The sequence below is a fragment of the Kribbella amoyensis genome (assembly GCF_007828865.1).
Classification (GTDB): Bacteria; Actinomycetota; Actinomycetes; order Propionibacteriales; family Kribbellaceae; genus Kribbella; species Kribbella amoyensis.
This window is the reverse complement of the sequence record NZ_VIVK01000001.1, coordinates 5,842,168-5,856,789: the sequence shown is the minus strand read 5'-3', so window position 1 is coordinate 5,856,789 and position 14,622 is coordinate 5,842,168. Positions and strand designations below refer to the sequence as shown.

The window sequence follows — 14,622 nt, the reverse complement described above, 5'->3', positions numbered from 1 at the left end:
CCGTGTCTAACAGGCGCCGCCGACAAGCCTTAGTGCCTGGTCGAGGCGGTCGAGGCCTTGGGCAATCTCTTCGGTGGAGGCGGGGGAGACGTAGCTGAGGCGGAGGTGGCGGGTCGGTCCGCCGGGTGGGTAGTAGGTGCTGCCCGCGCTGATCGCAACGCCCTGGTGGAGGCTCTCGGCCACGACCTGGTCGTCGGTGAGGTCCTCGGGAAGGGACGCCCACAGGTGGTACCCGCCGGGGCGGGCGGCGTGGAGGGTGAGGTGCGGGCAGCGATTCGCCACCGCCTGCACGGTCGTTTCCCGGCGGACTCGCAGCGCCGTGGAGAGGCGGCGCAGGTGGGTGGCGTACGCGGGTGAGGTCATCAGCTCCAGCGCGGTCTCCTGCAGGGGTCGTGGGACGAAGAAGCTGTTGATGACGTGGGCGTCGCGGAGCCGCTCGTACGCCGGGCCGCGGGCCGTGATCGCCGTGACCCGGAGACTGGGCGAGGTCGGTTTGGTGAGCGAGCGGATGTGGACGACCTGGCCGTACGGGTCGTCGGCAGCCAGTGGCTGTGGCAGGTCGGGTGCGTCGTCGTGGACGAGTCGGCGGGTGAAGTCGTCCTCGATCACGAAGGCCCTCGCGGCGCGAACGGCGTCCATCAGCCGCGCTCGCCGATCCGGGGCGAGGACCGTGCCGGTGGGGTTGTGGAAGAGCGGTTGGCAGACCAGGACGCGCGCACCGGAGTTCGCGAAACTCTCTGCGAGCAGCTCCACCCGGAGGCCGTCCGCATCGAGCGGGACCGGGACGCTGCGCAGTCCGGCCGCGGCGGCAGCGGCGAGCGTGCCCGGGTACGTCGGTGACTCCACGAGGACCGACTGGCCGGGTTCGGTCAGCGCCCGGAGTGCCGTGACGAGCGCGGTCTGACCACCCGAGCTGATCAGCACGTCGTTGGCGCTGATCGGGCCGTCGCGGCCGCCGATGTCGTCGGCGAACCACGCACGCAGTTCGGGGATGCCTTCGGCCGGGGAGCGCGTCCAGGTACCAGGCCGCCGTCCCGCTCGTCCCATCGCGTCGGCGAGCGCCTTGGTCGGTTGAAGGGTCTCGTGCAGGTAGCCGACGGACAGATCGATGACGCCGTCGGGTGGTGTCCACAGCATCCGCAGCATCGCCGCGGTGTCCGTTCTGGTCCCGGGACGCAGCCGGTTGCTCCCTGCGAAGGCGTCCTCCTGCCAGGACAGGTCGGCCGCGGCGACGGGTGGGCGAGGCGTCCGATCGGTGACGAAGACCCCGGCGCCCGGACGCGAGATCACCATGCCTTCGGCCATCAGCACCGTCACCGCGCGCGAGAGCGTGACCGGGCTGATGCCCCATCGCTGGACGAGGATGCGACTGGAAGGCAGTCGGCCGCCGGGCCCGCAGGAGGCTGCCACGGTCCGCAGCCGGCCGACGACGACAGCCAGACTGCTATCGTCATTCATGACGAGTGAGAATAGCGCTATCGAGTCACCGGCAGAAGCGGTATCCACCGCCGCACCCCTTCGCGCGGGGACGCTCGCGGCGCTGCTGGGCGTCGCCTCGTTCTCGCTGACCTTCCCGGCGACCGTGTGGGCGACCAGCGGAATGGGTCCGTGGACGGCGACCGGAGCTCGCGGTCTGCTGGCCGGGCTGCTCGCGATCGCACTGCTGGCCGGGCTCCGGGTCCGGCTGCCGCGTCGCGAGGATCTCGCGGGCCTGCTGATCGTGGCGGGCGGCTGCGTCATCGGCTTCCCGCTCCTCACCACGCTGGCTCTGCAGACCTCGACAACCGCGCATTCGGCCGTCGTCATCGGGTTGCTTCCCCTCGCGACTGCTTCCGCCTCGGCTCTGCTGACCAGACGCCGCCTCCCGTTCGTCTTCTGGGCCGCGGCCTTGGTCGGTGCGGCTGCGGTCGTCGTGTTCGCGGTGAGCCAGAACCGTGGAGCCGTCACGCTCGCCGATCTGTACCTGCTGGCGGCGCTGCTGGTGTGCGCACTCGGGTACGCCGAGGGTGGGCGCCTCGCTCGGCGGTTGCCGGGCTGGCAGGTGATCGCCTGGGCCGTGGTCCTCGCGCTGCCGGTCAGTCTCGCGATCACGCTCGTCGCCGTCCGCACCGAGCCGGTCGACCTCTCGCCGACGTCGCTGGGCGGCCTCGCGTACATCGCCGCGATCTCGCAGTTGGGCGGTTTCGTCGTCTGGTACCGCGGGATGGGCATCATCGGTGTCGCCAAGGCGAGCCAGCTCCAGCTCGCCCAGCCGCTCCTCACCCTGGTCTGGTCCGTCCTCCTGATGAACGAACACCTGCCCGTCGCCGCCCCGATCACCGCCGCCGTGGTCCTGCTCTGCATCGCGATCACCCAACGAGCGAAAACCTGACCCTCTTACTGCTTCCTGTGGTCTAGGGTCGCGGGATGCCGAGTCTTGGGGATCCGACGTCGCGTCTCGTGGTTCTGCGGGGGAACTCCGGATCCGGGAAGAGCACGACCGCCAAGGAACTGCGGCAGCGCATCGGGAGAGGAGTCGCCTGGGTCGAACAGGACTACCTGCGCCGCATCCTGCTCCGGGAGCACGATCGGCCGAGCGCGCCGAACATCGGCCTGATCGACCGAACCACCCGATACGCCCTCGCCCACGGGTACCACGTCGTCCTGGAAGGCATCTTCTACAACCCCACCTACGGCACGATGCTGCGCGAGCTGATCGCGGACCACGCCGGCGTGACCGGGGTGTACTACTTCCAGCTCCCGTTCGGGGAGACGGTCCGCCGGCACGCGACCAGGCCGCTCGCCGACGTGGTCGCCGTCGAGCGGATGCGCGGCTGGTACCAACCGTGCGACCTCCTCGGCGTACCAGGGGAGCAGGTGATCGACGAGACCAGCACGCTGGACCAGTCCGTCGACCGCATCGTCAAGGACCTCGACTGGACCACCGGCGGCGCGATCGCCCACGGCATCGACGATTGACCGCCTCGGAATAGTTCCCGTGCGGGTTACGCCAAGCGCAGACTCCGACCCCGTGATCTCGCGGAAGCGCGCGGCTACGGTCGGGCCATGACGAAGCTCGCGCGGTACGACACGGTGGCGGACATGTACGCCTCAGGCTGGACCGACGACCTCCGGGATCCGGTCACCGTCTCCCTGCTGGAGCTCGCGGGTGCGGTCGACGGCCGCCGGGTCCTGGAGGTCGCGTGCGGCCACGGCCGGGTCAGCCGGGGTCTCGCGAAGCGCGGCGCGTCGGTCGTCGGTGTGGACCTCTCGGCGGCGATGCTGGCGAAGGCCGCGGAAGCCGAACGCCACGAGCCGCTCGGCATCGAGTACCTCCAGGCCGACGTGTCCGCGCCGGGTCTGCTGGAAGGTGAGATCTTCGACGTCGCGGTGTGCAGCTTCGGCCTGTCCGACATCGACGACCTGAACGGTGCTCTGGTCAACATCAAGCGGCTGCTGCGGCCGGGTGGGGTGTTCGCCCTCTGCATCCTGCATCCGTGTTTCGCCGGGATCGACGGCGTCTCCGGAGCCTGGCCGACCGAGACCGACTACTACGACGAACGCTGGTGGCAGGCCGACGGCACTCTCTCCACACTGCGCCAGCAGGTCGGCGCCAACCACCGGATGCTGGCCACCTACCTCAACACCTTGCAGCGGCACGGCTTCCGCCTGGACGAGGTCGCCGAACCGAGGCCGAAGGTGGAGCCGGACTCGCCTCGGGCGGCGATGGCTCGGTATCCCGTCTTCCTCGTGCTCCGGTGCGTTACCGAGGCGGGGTCCGCGGGTGAGTGAGGACGGGCTGTACGTGCCGACAGCGGAGGTGATCGCGCGGGCGTTCGAGCTCGGCACGCCGGCTGGGGAGTTGGTGCTGGTGCGGCGCGGTGACACCGACACCTGGCGATTCGACGGGGTGGACGGCCGGTACTTCGTGAAGGGGTACTGGATGAGTACCGGCGGCCAGTTCGTGGCGGGGGAGTTGCGTGATCAGCTGACGGTCGCGATGCGGTACGAGGAACTGGCGCTCGCGGCAGGCGTGGACATGCCGCGTCCGGTCGCGCCGGTGGAGCCGTCGCTGGGTTGGGTGGCCGAGCTCGAGGGCCGGTACTTCCGGGTGAATCGGTGGATCGAGCATCGCGCCCTGCGGGACGGCGAGGACATCGCCGAGTGGCTCGGCCGGACGATGGCGATGGTCCACCGCCTGGAGCCGACGGGCGAAGTCGGCCTGCCGGAGTGGTGGCGTGGTTCGATCCACTCCGGGTCCACCTGGCGCCAATGGGTTGCCGACGGCAACCGTCTCGGCCGGTCGTGGGCAGCGCCGGCCCGCGATCGTCTGCCGCTCATCCTCGCCATCACGGCCCGGATCGAGGAACTCTGCGCGACGGCACCCGACCCGGTCCGGACGCACGGCGACTTCAAGACCCACAACCTGCTGATGACCGACGAAGGCCCGATCCTGGTCGACTGGGACAGCGTCCGCGTGGACAGCGCTGCCCTCGAGGCCGGCCGCGTCGCCTACCTCTTCGGCGCCGGCGACCCCGAACCGATCAGCCGCATCCTCACCGCCTACACCAGCGCAGGCGGTGACCTCACCTGGTCCGCCGAGAACCTCTTCCTCAGCGTCCTCAGAAACGACCTCCAAACGCTGACCGAACGCCTCCGCGTCTCCCTCGGCGAAACCCCACCCGCCCGCTGGATGCCAGACCGCCGGACCATCGAGCAACAAGTCACCGACTGCCTCCAAGCCCTCCCGGCCAAGACGACCCAGCTCGACCACCTCGCCACCACCCTGATCTGAACCCTCACCGCTGACGGCGCTTCGTCGGGGTGAGCACGAACGCCGTCGGGGTGGCGCCGTTGAAGCGCAGGACGCGCTCGCGCACGATCTTCAGCCCGCCGGTCCGGGCAACCGCATCGCGGAGCAGGCGCTTGTCCTCGGTCAGCAGGACCGCCCGGCCGTCGGGAGTGAGTACGCGTGCGACCTCGTGCAGCGCGGCCGGGTACAAGGTGAGGTTGTCGGCGTGCCTGCCGACCCGCTTGCCGAAAGGGAGATTGGCGATCACGCGATGGACGGTTCGATCGGCGTGAGCCAGCTGTCGCGCCGAGCCGAGGCGGAGCTGGACTTCACCGAGGTTCCGGCGTGCCAGGTCGATCGCCCGGGGGTCGTGGTCGGAGCCGTAGCGTCTCGTACCTCGCGTCCGCACCGCTGCGAGGACGGTGCCCGCTCCGCAGAACGGGTCGAGTACGTGGTCACCCGGGCGGAGCTTGGCGAGCCGGACGAGCACCTCCGCGACGACGGGATTCGTGGACCAGGGGAGTCGTTCGAGCCGGCCGAAACGCCGGGTCCAGTGCAACGCGCCGATCTCGGCCTGCCAGCCGTCGGCGGTCGACGTCAGGTTCACGGACAAGCGCGAGGATCGTTCCGCCACCCCAGGTCGCGCTCGATCCCTGCCACCAGAAGCTGACGGAGCGACGGTACGGCGGTCCCGACGCGGAACGTGATCGGTTTGCCGGTCAACGCGGCCAGGACGCCGTGGTCCTCCGAGTGGCGCAGCGGGGTGAGGAAGTGCTCGTGATCCGGCGTCCCGGCGAGCGGGATCGCGGCGGACCAGTACAGCCGGCAGGCGTGGACGGCGGCGAGTTCGTCGCCGCACAGACGCAGGCCGAGCGCCGCCAGGTGGCGGGTACGGAGATCGTGGGTTTCGAACTCTTCGGCCAGCAGGTCGACCGCGCCGCCGGCGGTGCGCAGGATCAGGTGGTCGTCAACAGAACGGGAAAGGGACAGCGGATACATTCCGTGGCTCCTGAGGTCGCTTCGATGGATTGAGATCGAGGCGCGACATGCGGCAGTGCCACGGCGCGGCGGCCGTGGTCACGCATGTCGTTCAGGAACGGTTCACTGGGACGAGAGTCTAGGGGCGAGACCTCGAGCGCTCACCTGGTTATTGGGTCGACGCGTATCGTGCGGCGGGGTGGAGACGATCGGCAAGGACGTCGTGGTGGTGGGGCTCGGGGCTTTCGGGTCGGGTGCTTTGTCGCGACTTGCGGAGCGTGCGGTCGATGTGGCGGGGATCGAGCGGCAGGGGATCGGGCATCAGCTCGGTCCTTCGCACGGGGCGACGCGGTTGTTCCCGATCGCTTGACCGGTGATCGAACTGGATCGGGACGGGTTGCGGGAACGGCAGCCGCAGTACGGCGTACTCGCCGAGGACCAGGTCGCGGCGGCGCAGGAGCGTGGGGCCGATGTGTACGCGCACACGCTGGTGACCGCGATCGAGTCCGACGCCAGGCTGCGCGGCCGCTCACATCCGTTGCTGATGCGAGTCGGTCCGGTGGGTGCCGGTGTGGTCGACGTCGAAGGTGAAGCCGTGGGGGCTGGTCCATTCCAGGGCACCGTCGGTCACGCGGCTGACCTTCCATCGGCCGTGGGTCTTGACCCGGTGGCTGAAGCGCCGCAGCGGGACGAGTTTCGTGGTGCTGGTCTGCCCCGGTGGCCCGTGCGGGTCGTAGGGCTGGATGTGGTCGAGGTCGGTGGCGAGCGTGGTCTCCGCGGTCCCGTAGGGGAACTGCTCGACGGGGTGGATGAGTTTGAGTTGTTCACGTAGCCGGCGGGGGATTTCGTAGGCGTCGACGCTGATGGTGTCGTTGAGGTCGATCACCGGCCGGACCGAGTACGGGCGGTGGCCGATCAACTCGGTCAACTGGGAGGCGAGGAGCGGGCCTGCACCTTCGACCCGGGCGACGCCGTGGCCGGTGGCGAGGGTGTGGTCGGTGAGGTGGACGTAGATGGTGGTGCGGCTGGTGCGGGAGCCGGTGATGCCGTCGAGGTTTGCCAGGTCGGCGTTGACCATCTGGCGTGTGGGCAGGCCGTCGTCGACCGGTGTCTGCTCGGTGGCGGCATGGGTGTCCCACGGCTCCACGTCCGCATCGACCGGGGTGGCCGCAGCCGGTGTCCCGACGGTGGGGCCTGATGCCGCCTGCTGCGGTGGAGTCTCAGGTGGGACCGGTTCGAGGTGAGGAGGCTCAGGCCGCGGCGCGTTCTCCTGCTCTCTGGATCCTGGCTGAGCGGCCGTCACGCTGTCGGCGGAGACCGTCACGGAAGCGGTGGCCGCCGCTTGGGCGACGATGCCGGTGCGGCCGGCGGTGAGGATGGCTTGGGCGTGGGCCGGGTCGGCGAGGATGCCGAGCGCACGGGCGCGCCGCAGCCGCAGTGGATCCGGGTCGCCGAGGGTCTTCAATGCCTCGGCGAGGGCGTCGATGGTGGCGTCGAAGCGCAGGACGTCGCCGGTGGCGGCCAGGATCCATACCGATTTTGTGCCGTGGTCGTCGGCGCGGCCGACGTACACGCCTCGCTCGCGGGCTTTCTGTTCGGCGGCGGTGCGGGCGGCGTCTTGGTCGGCGCGGTAGCGGGCGGCGGTGACGATCTTGCCCAGGCGGATCGGGGTGACGGTGTCGACGAGACCGGCGACTTGTTCGTCGACGATCGCGGCGGCTTCTTCGGACAGGTCCAGGCAGGCGGTGGCGACCTTGCACGCCTTCCACGGTGTCGCCTCACCGTTCAACACTGTCGCCCAGATCCGCGGGAGCCGGTGCCGTAACGCCAACGCCTGCCCGATGTAGGCCGCAGCGCTACCGGCCGACGTGCCGATCATCGCCCCGAACTCCGCCGGAGCGAACTCGGCGATCGCGGGACATCCCGCGCCGCCGTAGACCACGCCGCGCTCCCACCCGGGCCGTCCCTCCCCACCCGCAGTAGGCAATCCATCGGCACTGTGCAGATCGGCGAACACCTGCGCGTGCACCAACAGCCGGGCCTCGAGCCGATCGATCTCAGCGCGATGCGCCGCAGCCGAGGTCAGCACCCCGGTCGCGTCGAGCTCCGCTACATCGCTATCGAACATATGATCGACTATAGATCAACCAACCGGCAGGAAAGCAAATCGACTATCCACAGATTCCCTTGTGGATAAGGGATCTGGCAACACGGGGATGATGTACGTTCCCTGGCATGAGTATCGGAGAGAACCACAAAGCCCTCACGACATCGCATGCAGCAACACCTCGTTGGAGGCGGTCCGAGGAGCCGACGTGATGACGAGGCAGGGCGTGGTCGGGTCGATGGCCAGCAGAGCCGCGTCTTCGGGAGTGTCCGGGGGCGCCGCGATGATGGACGCGGAGACCAGGCCGAGGGTGACGCCCCAGCGGACTGTGAGCTCGTCGTAGAGGGACTGCTCCGCGAAGTCCAGCTCCTCCAGGCCGGGGCGTGGCTGGGCAAGCTGGTGCCCGGGTTGCCGCTGGCGCCGAGGCGGGTGCCGTTGTACTGGTTCCAGCCGCGGGATCAGGCGTCCACGGAGTATCGGCTTGAGCGGTTCCCGTCGTTCATCTGGGAGCTCCCGAACGGCGACGGGTTGTGGGGTCACGGGTCCGGTGACGGGTTCGGGATCAAGATCGGCATCGACCACCACACCACCGAGGTCGGCCAGGTGCAGGTCGACCCGGACGAGCTCGACCGGTACATCCATCTCCGGGAGGACATCGAGCTGCTGGCCTCGGCGGTCGAGCGGGCGTTCCCGGGAATCGACCCGCGGCCGGACAAGGTCCTGCCGTGCATGGTGACCGACTCGCCCGACGGACAGTTCCTGGTCGGACGGCCGGGCGGTCACCCGCGACTCGTGGTCGCGGGTGGCGACAGCGGACACGGGTTCAAGCACTGCGGCGGTCTCGGCGAACTCCTCGCCCAGCTGACCGTCGGCGAGACCCCGTACTGCGAGACCGGCTTCCTCGACCCTGACCGCTTCTGACAAAGAAGAACGGCACAGAGATCACGATGATCTCTGTGCCGTTCTCGCGACTGGTAGGGATCAGGCGGTGCGTACCAGCTGCGGGCGCGGGGCCGGGGCAGCAAGCGTCAGCAGGTCCAGGCCGGCCACGCCGTAGCGCAGCAGGACGAGGCGGGCGACCTCGAGGCTCACGCCCAGTGGACGGGAGACCGCGACAGCGCCGGCCTTGCGAGCCGTCGACTCGGCCCGGTCGGGCAGGATGCCCGGCGCCAGGAAGAAGGCGCCCACGGCAACGTGACGGCGTCCTTCCAGTCGCCACTGCAGGACGGCTTCGGCCGGGCTCGGCGACGCCGCGGTCGTGAAGGCGGCCGTCACCGGGAGTTTGTGCCGCTGGCCCCACAGCCGCGCGAGCCGGGAGACGGCCGCGTTCGCCTGCGGGTCGCTCGAACCGGCGCAAGCCAGCACCAGCGCGTCCAGCTCCCGGACCCGGCCGTCCTTCAGCTCGGCCCGCATCCGCCGGTCGAGCACGTCGAGCAAGGAGTCGTCGTAGCCGAGCACGTCGGCCGAGATGATCCGCAGGTCGGGGAAGCGGGCCCGCGACTCGTCCACGACCGCCGGGACGTCGACCTTGGCGTGGAACGCGCCGGACAGCAGCAGCGGCTGGATCACGATCTCCTCGACACCTTCGGCGGCGAGCTTGTCGATCACCTGGTACGGCGCCGGCGGGCAGTGGTCGAGGAAGGAGGCTTCGATCCGCAGGTCGTCGCGCAGCTCGCGCAGGCACTTCACGAGCGAGTGGACGGTGGCGGCCGAGCGCGGGTCGCGGCTGCCGTGGGCGAGGATCACGAGTGCTGGAGCGGTCACAGCGGTTCCCCTTCTGCTTCGTCGATCATGCCGGCCGCGAGCGTCCACCCGTCGTGGGCGTCGATCAGCAGGAACGATCCGGTGATGGTGTTGCGGGCGTACGGATCGGCGGCCAGCGGTGCGGCGATCTTGAGTTGCACCTTGCCGATGTCGTTCAGGTCGAGCCCGGCGGCGTCGATGACTCCGAGCGTGTCCAGGTCCAGCGCCCCGTCGATCCGGGTGACGATGGCCTGGGCCGTGGTGGTGGTGTGCTTGATCAGCAGCCGGGCGCCCACGGTCAGTGGGCGGTCGGACAGCCAGCACACGGTGGCGGACAGTTCCCGGCGGGTGCCGGGGGAGGCGTCGGCAGCGACGATCACCGAGCCGCGGGCGACGTCGATGTCGTCGGCCAGCCGGACCGTGACGGCCTCACCGGCGACCGCGGACGGGCGCTCGGCGACGGCGGTCGCGGTCGCGCCGACCACGGGCCGGTCGATCCCGGCGATCGAGGTCCGCCGGCCGGCCGGCAGCACGACCACCTGGTCGCCCACCGAAACGGTGCCGGAGGCAACGGTGCCGGTGTAGCCGCGGTAGTCGCGGTACTCGTCGTCGGTCTGCGGCCGGATCACGTACTGGACCGGGAAGCGCAGCGGCTGCCCGGACACGTCCGTCCGCCCGGAGGCGTTCTCCAGGTACTCCAGCAGGGTCGGGCCGTCGTACCAGGAGGTCGCCGCGGAGCGCTCCACCACGTTGTCCCCGACCAGCGCCGAGACCGGGACGGCCTGGACATCGGCGATGCCGAGCTGGTCGGCGAGCTGCGCGACGTCCTTGGCGATGCCCTTGAAGACCGCCTCGTCGTAGCCGACCAGGTCGATCTTGTTCACCGCCAGCACGACGTGCGGGACCCGGAGCAGGCCGGCCACGGCGAGATGCCGCCGGGTCTGCTCGAGGACCCCGTGCCGGGCGTCGACCAGGATGATCACCACGTCCGCGGTGGACGCGCCGGTGACCGTGTTCCGGGTGTACTGCACGTGGCCCGGGCAGTCGGCCAGGATGAACGACCGCTTGTCGGTGGCGAAGTACCGGTAGGCGACGTCGATCGTGATGCCCTGCTCCCGCTCGGCCCGCAGGCCGTCGGTCAGCAGCGCGAAGTCGAAGTCGCCGCCGCGGGCCTCGGAGACCGTCTTCACGTGCGCGATCTGGTCGGCGAGGATCGCCTTGCAGTCGTGCAGCAGCCGACCGACCAGGGTCGACTTGCCGTCGTCCACCGAACCCGCGGTGGCGAGTCGCAGCAGTGTGCTCATCAGAAGTAGCCCTCCCGCTTGCGGTCTTCCATCGCGGCCTCGCTGACCCGGTCGTCGGCCCGGGTCGCGCCCCGTTCGGTCAGCTCGCTCGCCGCCACCTCGACCACGACCTCCGCCGGGGACGCCGCGGTCGACGCGACCGCGCCGGTGCAGGACATGTCGCCCACGGTCCGGTACCGGACCACCCGCCGGCCGACCTCCTCGCCGTCCCGTGGCTGGGAGTACGGGCCGACGGCAAGCAACATGCCGTCGCGCTCGAACACGTCCCGCTCGTGCGCGTAGTAGATGCTCGGCAGCGGGATCTCCTCGCGGGAGATGTAGTTCCACACGTCGAGCTCGGTCCAGTTCGACAGCGGGAAGACCCGGACGTGCTCGCCCGGCCGGTGCTTGCCGTTGTACAGCGACCACAGCTCCGGCCGCTGGTTCCGCGGGTCCCACTGGCCGAACTCGTCGCGCAGGCTGAAGATCCGTTCCTTGGCCCGGGCCCGCTCCTCGTCCCGGCGACCGCCGCCGAACACCGCGTCGAACTTGTGCCCGTTGATCGCGTCCAGCAACGGCACCGTCTGCAGCGGGTTCCGGGTGCCGTCGGAGCGCTCCCGCAACCGGCCGTCGGCGAGGTAGTCCTCCACCGACGCCACCTCGAGCCGCAGCCCGAGCGCGGCCACGGTCTCGTCGCGGTAGGCCAGTACCTCGGGGAAGTTGTGCCCGGTGTCGACGTGCAGCAACGTGAACGGCACACCCGCCGGCGCGAACGCCTTCCGGGCCAGGTGCAGCATCACGATCGAGTCCTTGCCACCGGAGAACAGGATCACCGGCCGCTCGAACTCGGCCGCCACCTCGCGGAAGACGAAGATGGACTCGCTCTCCAGCGCGTCCAGGTTGCTGACGGTCGTGATGGCCGGCTCCGTCCCGATCGTGGCGGTCACGTGTGCAACCCGCATTCGACCTTGCCCTGGCCGGACCAGCGGCCACTGCGCGGGTCCTCGCCGGGCGCGACCTGCCGGGTGCACGGCTGGCAGCCGATCGACGGGTAGCCGTCGTACTGCAGCAGGTTGACCAGGACGCCGTTGTCGGCGATGTACCCGTCCAGGTCCTCCTGGGTCCACGGCGCGATCGGGTTCAGCTTCACCATGTCGCGCTTGGCGTCGTACTCGATCACCTGGGTGTTGGCCCGCGTCGGCGCCTCCTCCCGGCGTACCCCGGTCACCCAGGCCTTGTAGCCGGACAGCACCCGGTTCAGCGGCTCGACCTTGCGGAGCGCGCAGCACTGGTCGGGGTTGGTCGCGAACAGGTCCTTGCCGTACTCGGCGTCCTGCTCGGCGACGGTCTGCTTCGGGGTCGCGTTGATCAGGTTGATCGGCAGCGTCGCGGCGACCGCGTCCCGGGTCCCGATCGTCTCGGCGAAGTGGTAACCGGTGTCGAGGAACAGCACGTCCACTCCGGGAGCCGCCTCGGCCGCCAGGTGGGGGAGCGCACCGTCCGCCATCGAAGCGGTCACCACCAGGTCGTCCCCGAAGGTCTCCCGCGCCCACGCCAGCAACTCCTGCGCCGAGGCGTCGGCCAGTCGTTCGTTCGCCTCCTCGGCGAGCGTCTTCAAGTCTGTGCTCATTCCACCGTCACCCGCAGTCCGATCATCTTCAGCTGGAACACCCGTGCGCACGGCCGGCACTCCCAGGTGCCGTGCCCTTCCTCGGAAGGACGGAGATCCTCGTCTCCGCAGTAGGGGCAGTACAGCGGTGCAGCGCGTTCACTCATTGCAGTGCCTCCTCATCCGCACGGACGACCCACTGAGCGAACCGCTCGCCCTCGGACCGTTCCTTCAGGTAGTTCTGGGTGACTCGCTCGACGTAGTCGGCCAGCTCGGCCGAGGTGACCTTGTGACCGCGCAGCTTGCGGCCGAACCCGGCGTCCAGGCCGAGCCCGCCGCCGAGGTGGACCTGGTACCCGGGGACCTGGTTGCCGTCGGCATCGCGGACCAGCTGGCCCTTCAGGCCGATGTCGGCGACCTGGATCCGGGCGCAGGAGTTCGGGCAGCCGTTCACGTTCACCGTGATCGGCACGTCCAGCTCGGGGATCCGCTGCTCCAGCTCGTCGATCAGCTCGGCCGCGCGGGCCTTGGTCTCGACGATCGCCAGCTTGCAGAACTCGATCCCGGTGCAGGCCATCGTGTTCCGCCGCCACGCCGACGGCCGCGCCTGGTACCCGAGCTCGCCGAGCTGCTGGACCAGCGACTCGACCTTCGACTCCTCGACGTCGAGCACGATCAGCTTCTGCTGCGCGGTGGTCCGGATCCGGTCCGACCCGTGCGCCGCGACCACGTCGGCCACCTTGGCCAGCGAGCTGCCGGACACCCGGCCGACGACGGGCGCGACGCCCACGTAGAACCGGCCGTCCTTCTGCCGGTAGACGCCGACGTGGTCGCCCTGGACCGCCGGGATCTCCGGCGCCGGTCCGTCGATCAGCTTGCGCTTCAGGTACTTGGATTCGAGAACCTCACGGAACTTCTCCACGCCCCAGTCGGCGACCAGGAACTTCAGCCGGGCCCGGTTCCGCAGCCGGCGGTAGCCGTAGTCGCGGAAGATGCTGGTCACGCCCCACCAGGCCTCGTGCACCTCGTCGAGCGGGATCCAGGTCCCGAGCCGCTGGGCGAGCATCGGGTTGGTGGACAGGCCGCCGCCGACCCACAGGTCGAACCCGGGGCCGTGCTCGGGGTGCTCCACGCCGACGAACGCGATGTCGTTCACCTCCGGCACCACGTCGTGCGACGGGTGGCCGGTGATCGCGGTCTTGAACTTGCGCGGCAGGTTGGAGAACTCGGTCGAGCCGATGTACTTCTCGACGATCTCGTCGATCGCCGGCGACGGGTCGATGATCTCGTCGGCCGCGATCCCGGCGACCGGGCTGGCGATCACGACGCGCGGGACGTCACCGCACGCCTCGGTGGTGTAGAGACCGACCGCCTCGAGCTTCTGCCAGATCGCCGGCACGTCCTCGACCCGGATCCAGTGCAGCTGGATGTTCTGCCGGTCGGTGATGTCGGCGGTGTCGCGCGCGTACGTGCTGGACACCTCCGCGATCACCCGCAGCTGCTCGGTGCTGAGCTGGCCGCCCTCGATCCGGACCCGGAGCATGAAGTACTTGTCGTCCAGCTCCTCCGGCTCCAGCGTCGCGGTCTTGCCGCCGTCGATGCCGGGCTTGCGCTGGGTGTACAGACCCCACCAGCGGAACCGGCCGCGCAGGTCGGCCGGGTCGATCGAGTCGAAGCCGCCGTGCGCGTACACGTTCTCGATCCGGGCCCGGACGTTCAGGCCGTCGTCGTTCTTCTTGTTCTCTTCGTTCTTGTTCAACGGCTCGCGGTAGCCGAGCGCCCACTGGCCCTCGCCCTTGCCTTTACGCGGGCGGGCAGGCTTGCGGGGAGCAGAGGTGACGCCAGTCATCTCGAACGTGTCCTTGTCTACTGGAGACAGGTGCGTCCGCGGGGGAGGGTCCGAAACGTCGTCGGTTCGACCCGTTCTGCGCGGTGCGCACCCAGCGGTGATCAGGTGATCAGGGGGCCGTCAGCGGGCCCGGCGGGGTGGCTGTCAGAACGTCGAAGGACAACAGATGGCGCTGCGCATCCGCCCGAGGTCGACGTGGATGCGACCTACGAGGTGGGTGGTCAGGGCAGCGAGCATGTCCCCAACGATCAGCGCCGACGCCTGACAAATCAACTCCCAATC

Annotated in this window: 17 protein-coding genes; 6 read left to right on the top strand and 11 right to left on the bottom strand. The window is 69.8% G+C overall.

Annotated features, from left to right (window positions below; genetic code table 11):
* Positions 1 to 6: 6 nt before the first annotated feature.
* A complete protein-coding gene (locus tag FB561_RS27420; RefSeq protein ID WP_145811558.1) occupies positions 7 to 1,458 on the bottom strand; it encodes an aminotransferase-like domain-containing protein in 1,452 nt (483 codons plus the stop codon).
* Between FB561_RS27420 and FB561_RS27415 the strand changes: the two genes are divergently transcribed.
* The 4 genes from FB561_RS27415 (at position 1,457) to FB561_RS27400 (ending at position 4,774) form a co-directional block, all read left to right on the top strand.
* Positions 1,457 to 2,371, top strand: coding sequence for a DMT family transporter (locus FB561_RS27415; RefSeq protein ID WP_145811556.1), 915 nt, complete (start codon positions 1,457 to 1,459; stop codon positions 2,369 to 2,371). The genes FB561_RS27420 and FB561_RS27415 overlap by 2 nt on opposite strands.
* 35 nt (positions 2,372 to 2,406) lie before the next feature.
* Complete coding sequence (locus tag FB561_RS27410; protein WP_145811554.1) at positions 2,407 to 2,958, top strand: kinase; 552 nt, start codon at positions 2,407 to 2,409, stop codon at positions 2,956 to 2,958.
* 87 nt (positions 2,959 to 3,045) lie between these two features.
* Complete coding sequence (locus FB561_RS27405; protein WP_145811552.1) at positions 3,046 to 3,771, top strand: class I SAM-dependent methyltransferase; 726 nt, start codon at positions 3,046 to 3,048, stop codon at positions 3,769 to 3,771.
* Positions 3,764 to 4,774: a phosphotransferase enzyme family protein gene (locus FB561_RS27400; protein ID WP_170284776.1), complete on the top strand. Its 1,011-nt coding sequence runs from the start codon at positions 3,764 to 3,766 to the stop codon at positions 4,772 to 4,774. The genes FB561_RS27405 and FB561_RS27400 overlap by 8 nt, the downstream gene beginning before the upstream one ends.
* Before the next feature lie 4 nt (positions 4,775 to 4,778).
* Here the strand turns inward: FB561_RS27400 and FB561_RS27395 are convergent, their stop codons facing one another.
* Positions 4,779 to 5,378: a TRM11 family SAM-dependent methyltransferase gene (locus FB561_RS27395; protein ID WP_238335206.1), complete on the bottom strand. Its 600-nt coding sequence runs from the start codon at positions 5,376 to 5,378 to the stop codon at positions 4,779 to 4,781.
* Positions 5,375 to 5,770, bottom strand: a complete 396-nt coding sequence (locus FB561_RS38005) for a hypothetical protein (RefSeq protein WP_170284774.1) — start codon at positions 5,768 to 5,770, stop codon at positions 5,375 to 5,377. The genes FB561_RS27395 and FB561_RS38005 overlap by 4 nt, the downstream gene beginning before the upstream one ends.
* Before the next feature lie 178 nt (positions 5,771 to 5,948).
* Here FB561_RS38005 and FB561_RS27385 point away from each other — a divergent pair, with 178 nt between their 5' ends.
* A complete protein-coding gene (locus FB561_RS27385; protein ID WP_202880750.1) occupies positions 5,949 to 6,119 on the top strand; it encodes a hypothetical protein in 171 nt (56 codons plus the stop codon).
* Positions 6,120 to 6,278: 159 nt separating this feature from the next.
* Here the strand turns inward: FB561_RS27385 and FB561_RS27380 are convergent, their stop codons facing one another.
* Both FB561_RS27380 and FB561_RS27375 read right to left on the bottom strand, forming a co-directional pair.
* The gene (locus FB561_RS27380; protein WP_145811544.1) at positions 6,279 to 7,877 is read right to left on the bottom strand and encodes a hypothetical protein; all 1,599 of its coding nucleotides are present in this window, start codon (positions 7,875 to 7,877) and stop codon (positions 6,279 to 6,281) included.
* A 135-nt stretch (positions 7,878 to 8,012) separates the two neighbouring features.
* The gene (locus FB561_RS27375; RefSeq protein WP_238335092.1) at positions 8,013 to 8,396 is read right to left on the bottom strand and encodes a UTRA domain-containing protein; all 384 of its coding nucleotides are present in this window, start codon (positions 8,394 to 8,396) and stop codon (positions 8,013 to 8,015) included.
* On the opposite strand from FB561_RS27375, the gene FB561_RS38820 reads away from it, so the two are divergent.
* Positions 8,286 to 8,777, top strand: a complete 492-nt coding sequence (locus FB561_RS38820) for an FAD-dependent oxidoreductase (protein WP_238335091.1) — start codon at positions 8,286 to 8,288, stop codon at positions 8,775 to 8,777. The genes FB561_RS27375 and FB561_RS38820 overlap by 111 nt on opposite strands.
* 60 nt (positions 8,778 to 8,837) lie before the next feature.
* Here the strand turns inward: FB561_RS38820 and FB561_RS27365 are convergent, their stop codons facing one another.
* Genes FB561_RS27365 through FB561_RS27345 form a run of 6 tightly spaced genes read right to left on the bottom strand, consistent with a single transcriptional unit; the run spans position 8,838 to position 14,340 of the window.
* The gene (locus FB561_RS27365; RefSeq protein WP_145811537.1) at positions 8,838 to 9,620 is read right to left on the bottom strand and encodes a sirohydrochlorin chelatase; all 783 of its coding nucleotides are present in this window, start codon (positions 9,618 to 9,620) and stop codon (positions 8,838 to 8,840) included.
* Positions 9,617 to 10,903, bottom strand: coding sequence for a sulfate adenylyltransferase subunit 1 (locus FB561_RS27360; RefSeq protein WP_145811535.1), 1,287 nt, complete (start codon positions 10,901 to 10,903; stop codon positions 9,617 to 9,619). The genes FB561_RS27365 and FB561_RS27360 overlap by 4 nt, the downstream gene beginning before the upstream one ends.
* On the bottom strand, positions 10,903 to 11,844 hold the full coding sequence (cysD, locus tag FB561_RS27355; RefSeq protein WP_145811533.1) for a sulfate adenylyltransferase subunit CysD: 942 nt from the start codon (positions 11,842 to 11,844) through the stop codon (positions 10,903 to 10,905). Before cysD ends, FB561_RS27360 begins: the two co-directional genes overlap by 1 nt.
* The gene (locus FB561_RS27350) at positions 11,826 to 12,512 is read right to left on the bottom strand and encodes a phosphoadenylyl-sulfate reductase (protein WP_145811531.1); all 687 of its coding nucleotides are present in this window, start codon (positions 12,510 to 12,512) and stop codon (positions 11,826 to 11,828) included. The genes cysD and FB561_RS27350 overlap by 19 nt, the downstream gene beginning before the upstream one ends.
* Positions 12,509 to 12,658 (bottom strand): hypothetical protein, encoded by a 150-nt coding sequence (locus tag FB561_RS38000; protein ID WP_170284773.1) that lies wholly within the window; start codon positions 12,656 to 12,658, stop codon positions 12,509 to 12,511. Before FB561_RS38000 ends, FB561_RS27350 begins: the two co-directional genes overlap by 4 nt.
* The gene (locus FB561_RS27345; protein WP_145811529.1) at positions 12,655 to 14,340 is read right to left on the bottom strand and encodes a nitrite/sulfite reductase; all 1,686 of its coding nucleotides are present in this window, start codon (positions 14,338 to 14,340) and stop codon (positions 12,655 to 12,657) included. Before FB561_RS27345 ends, FB561_RS38000 begins: the two co-directional genes overlap by 4 nt.
* Between the last annotated feature and the right edge of the window lie 282 nt (positions 14,341 to 14,622).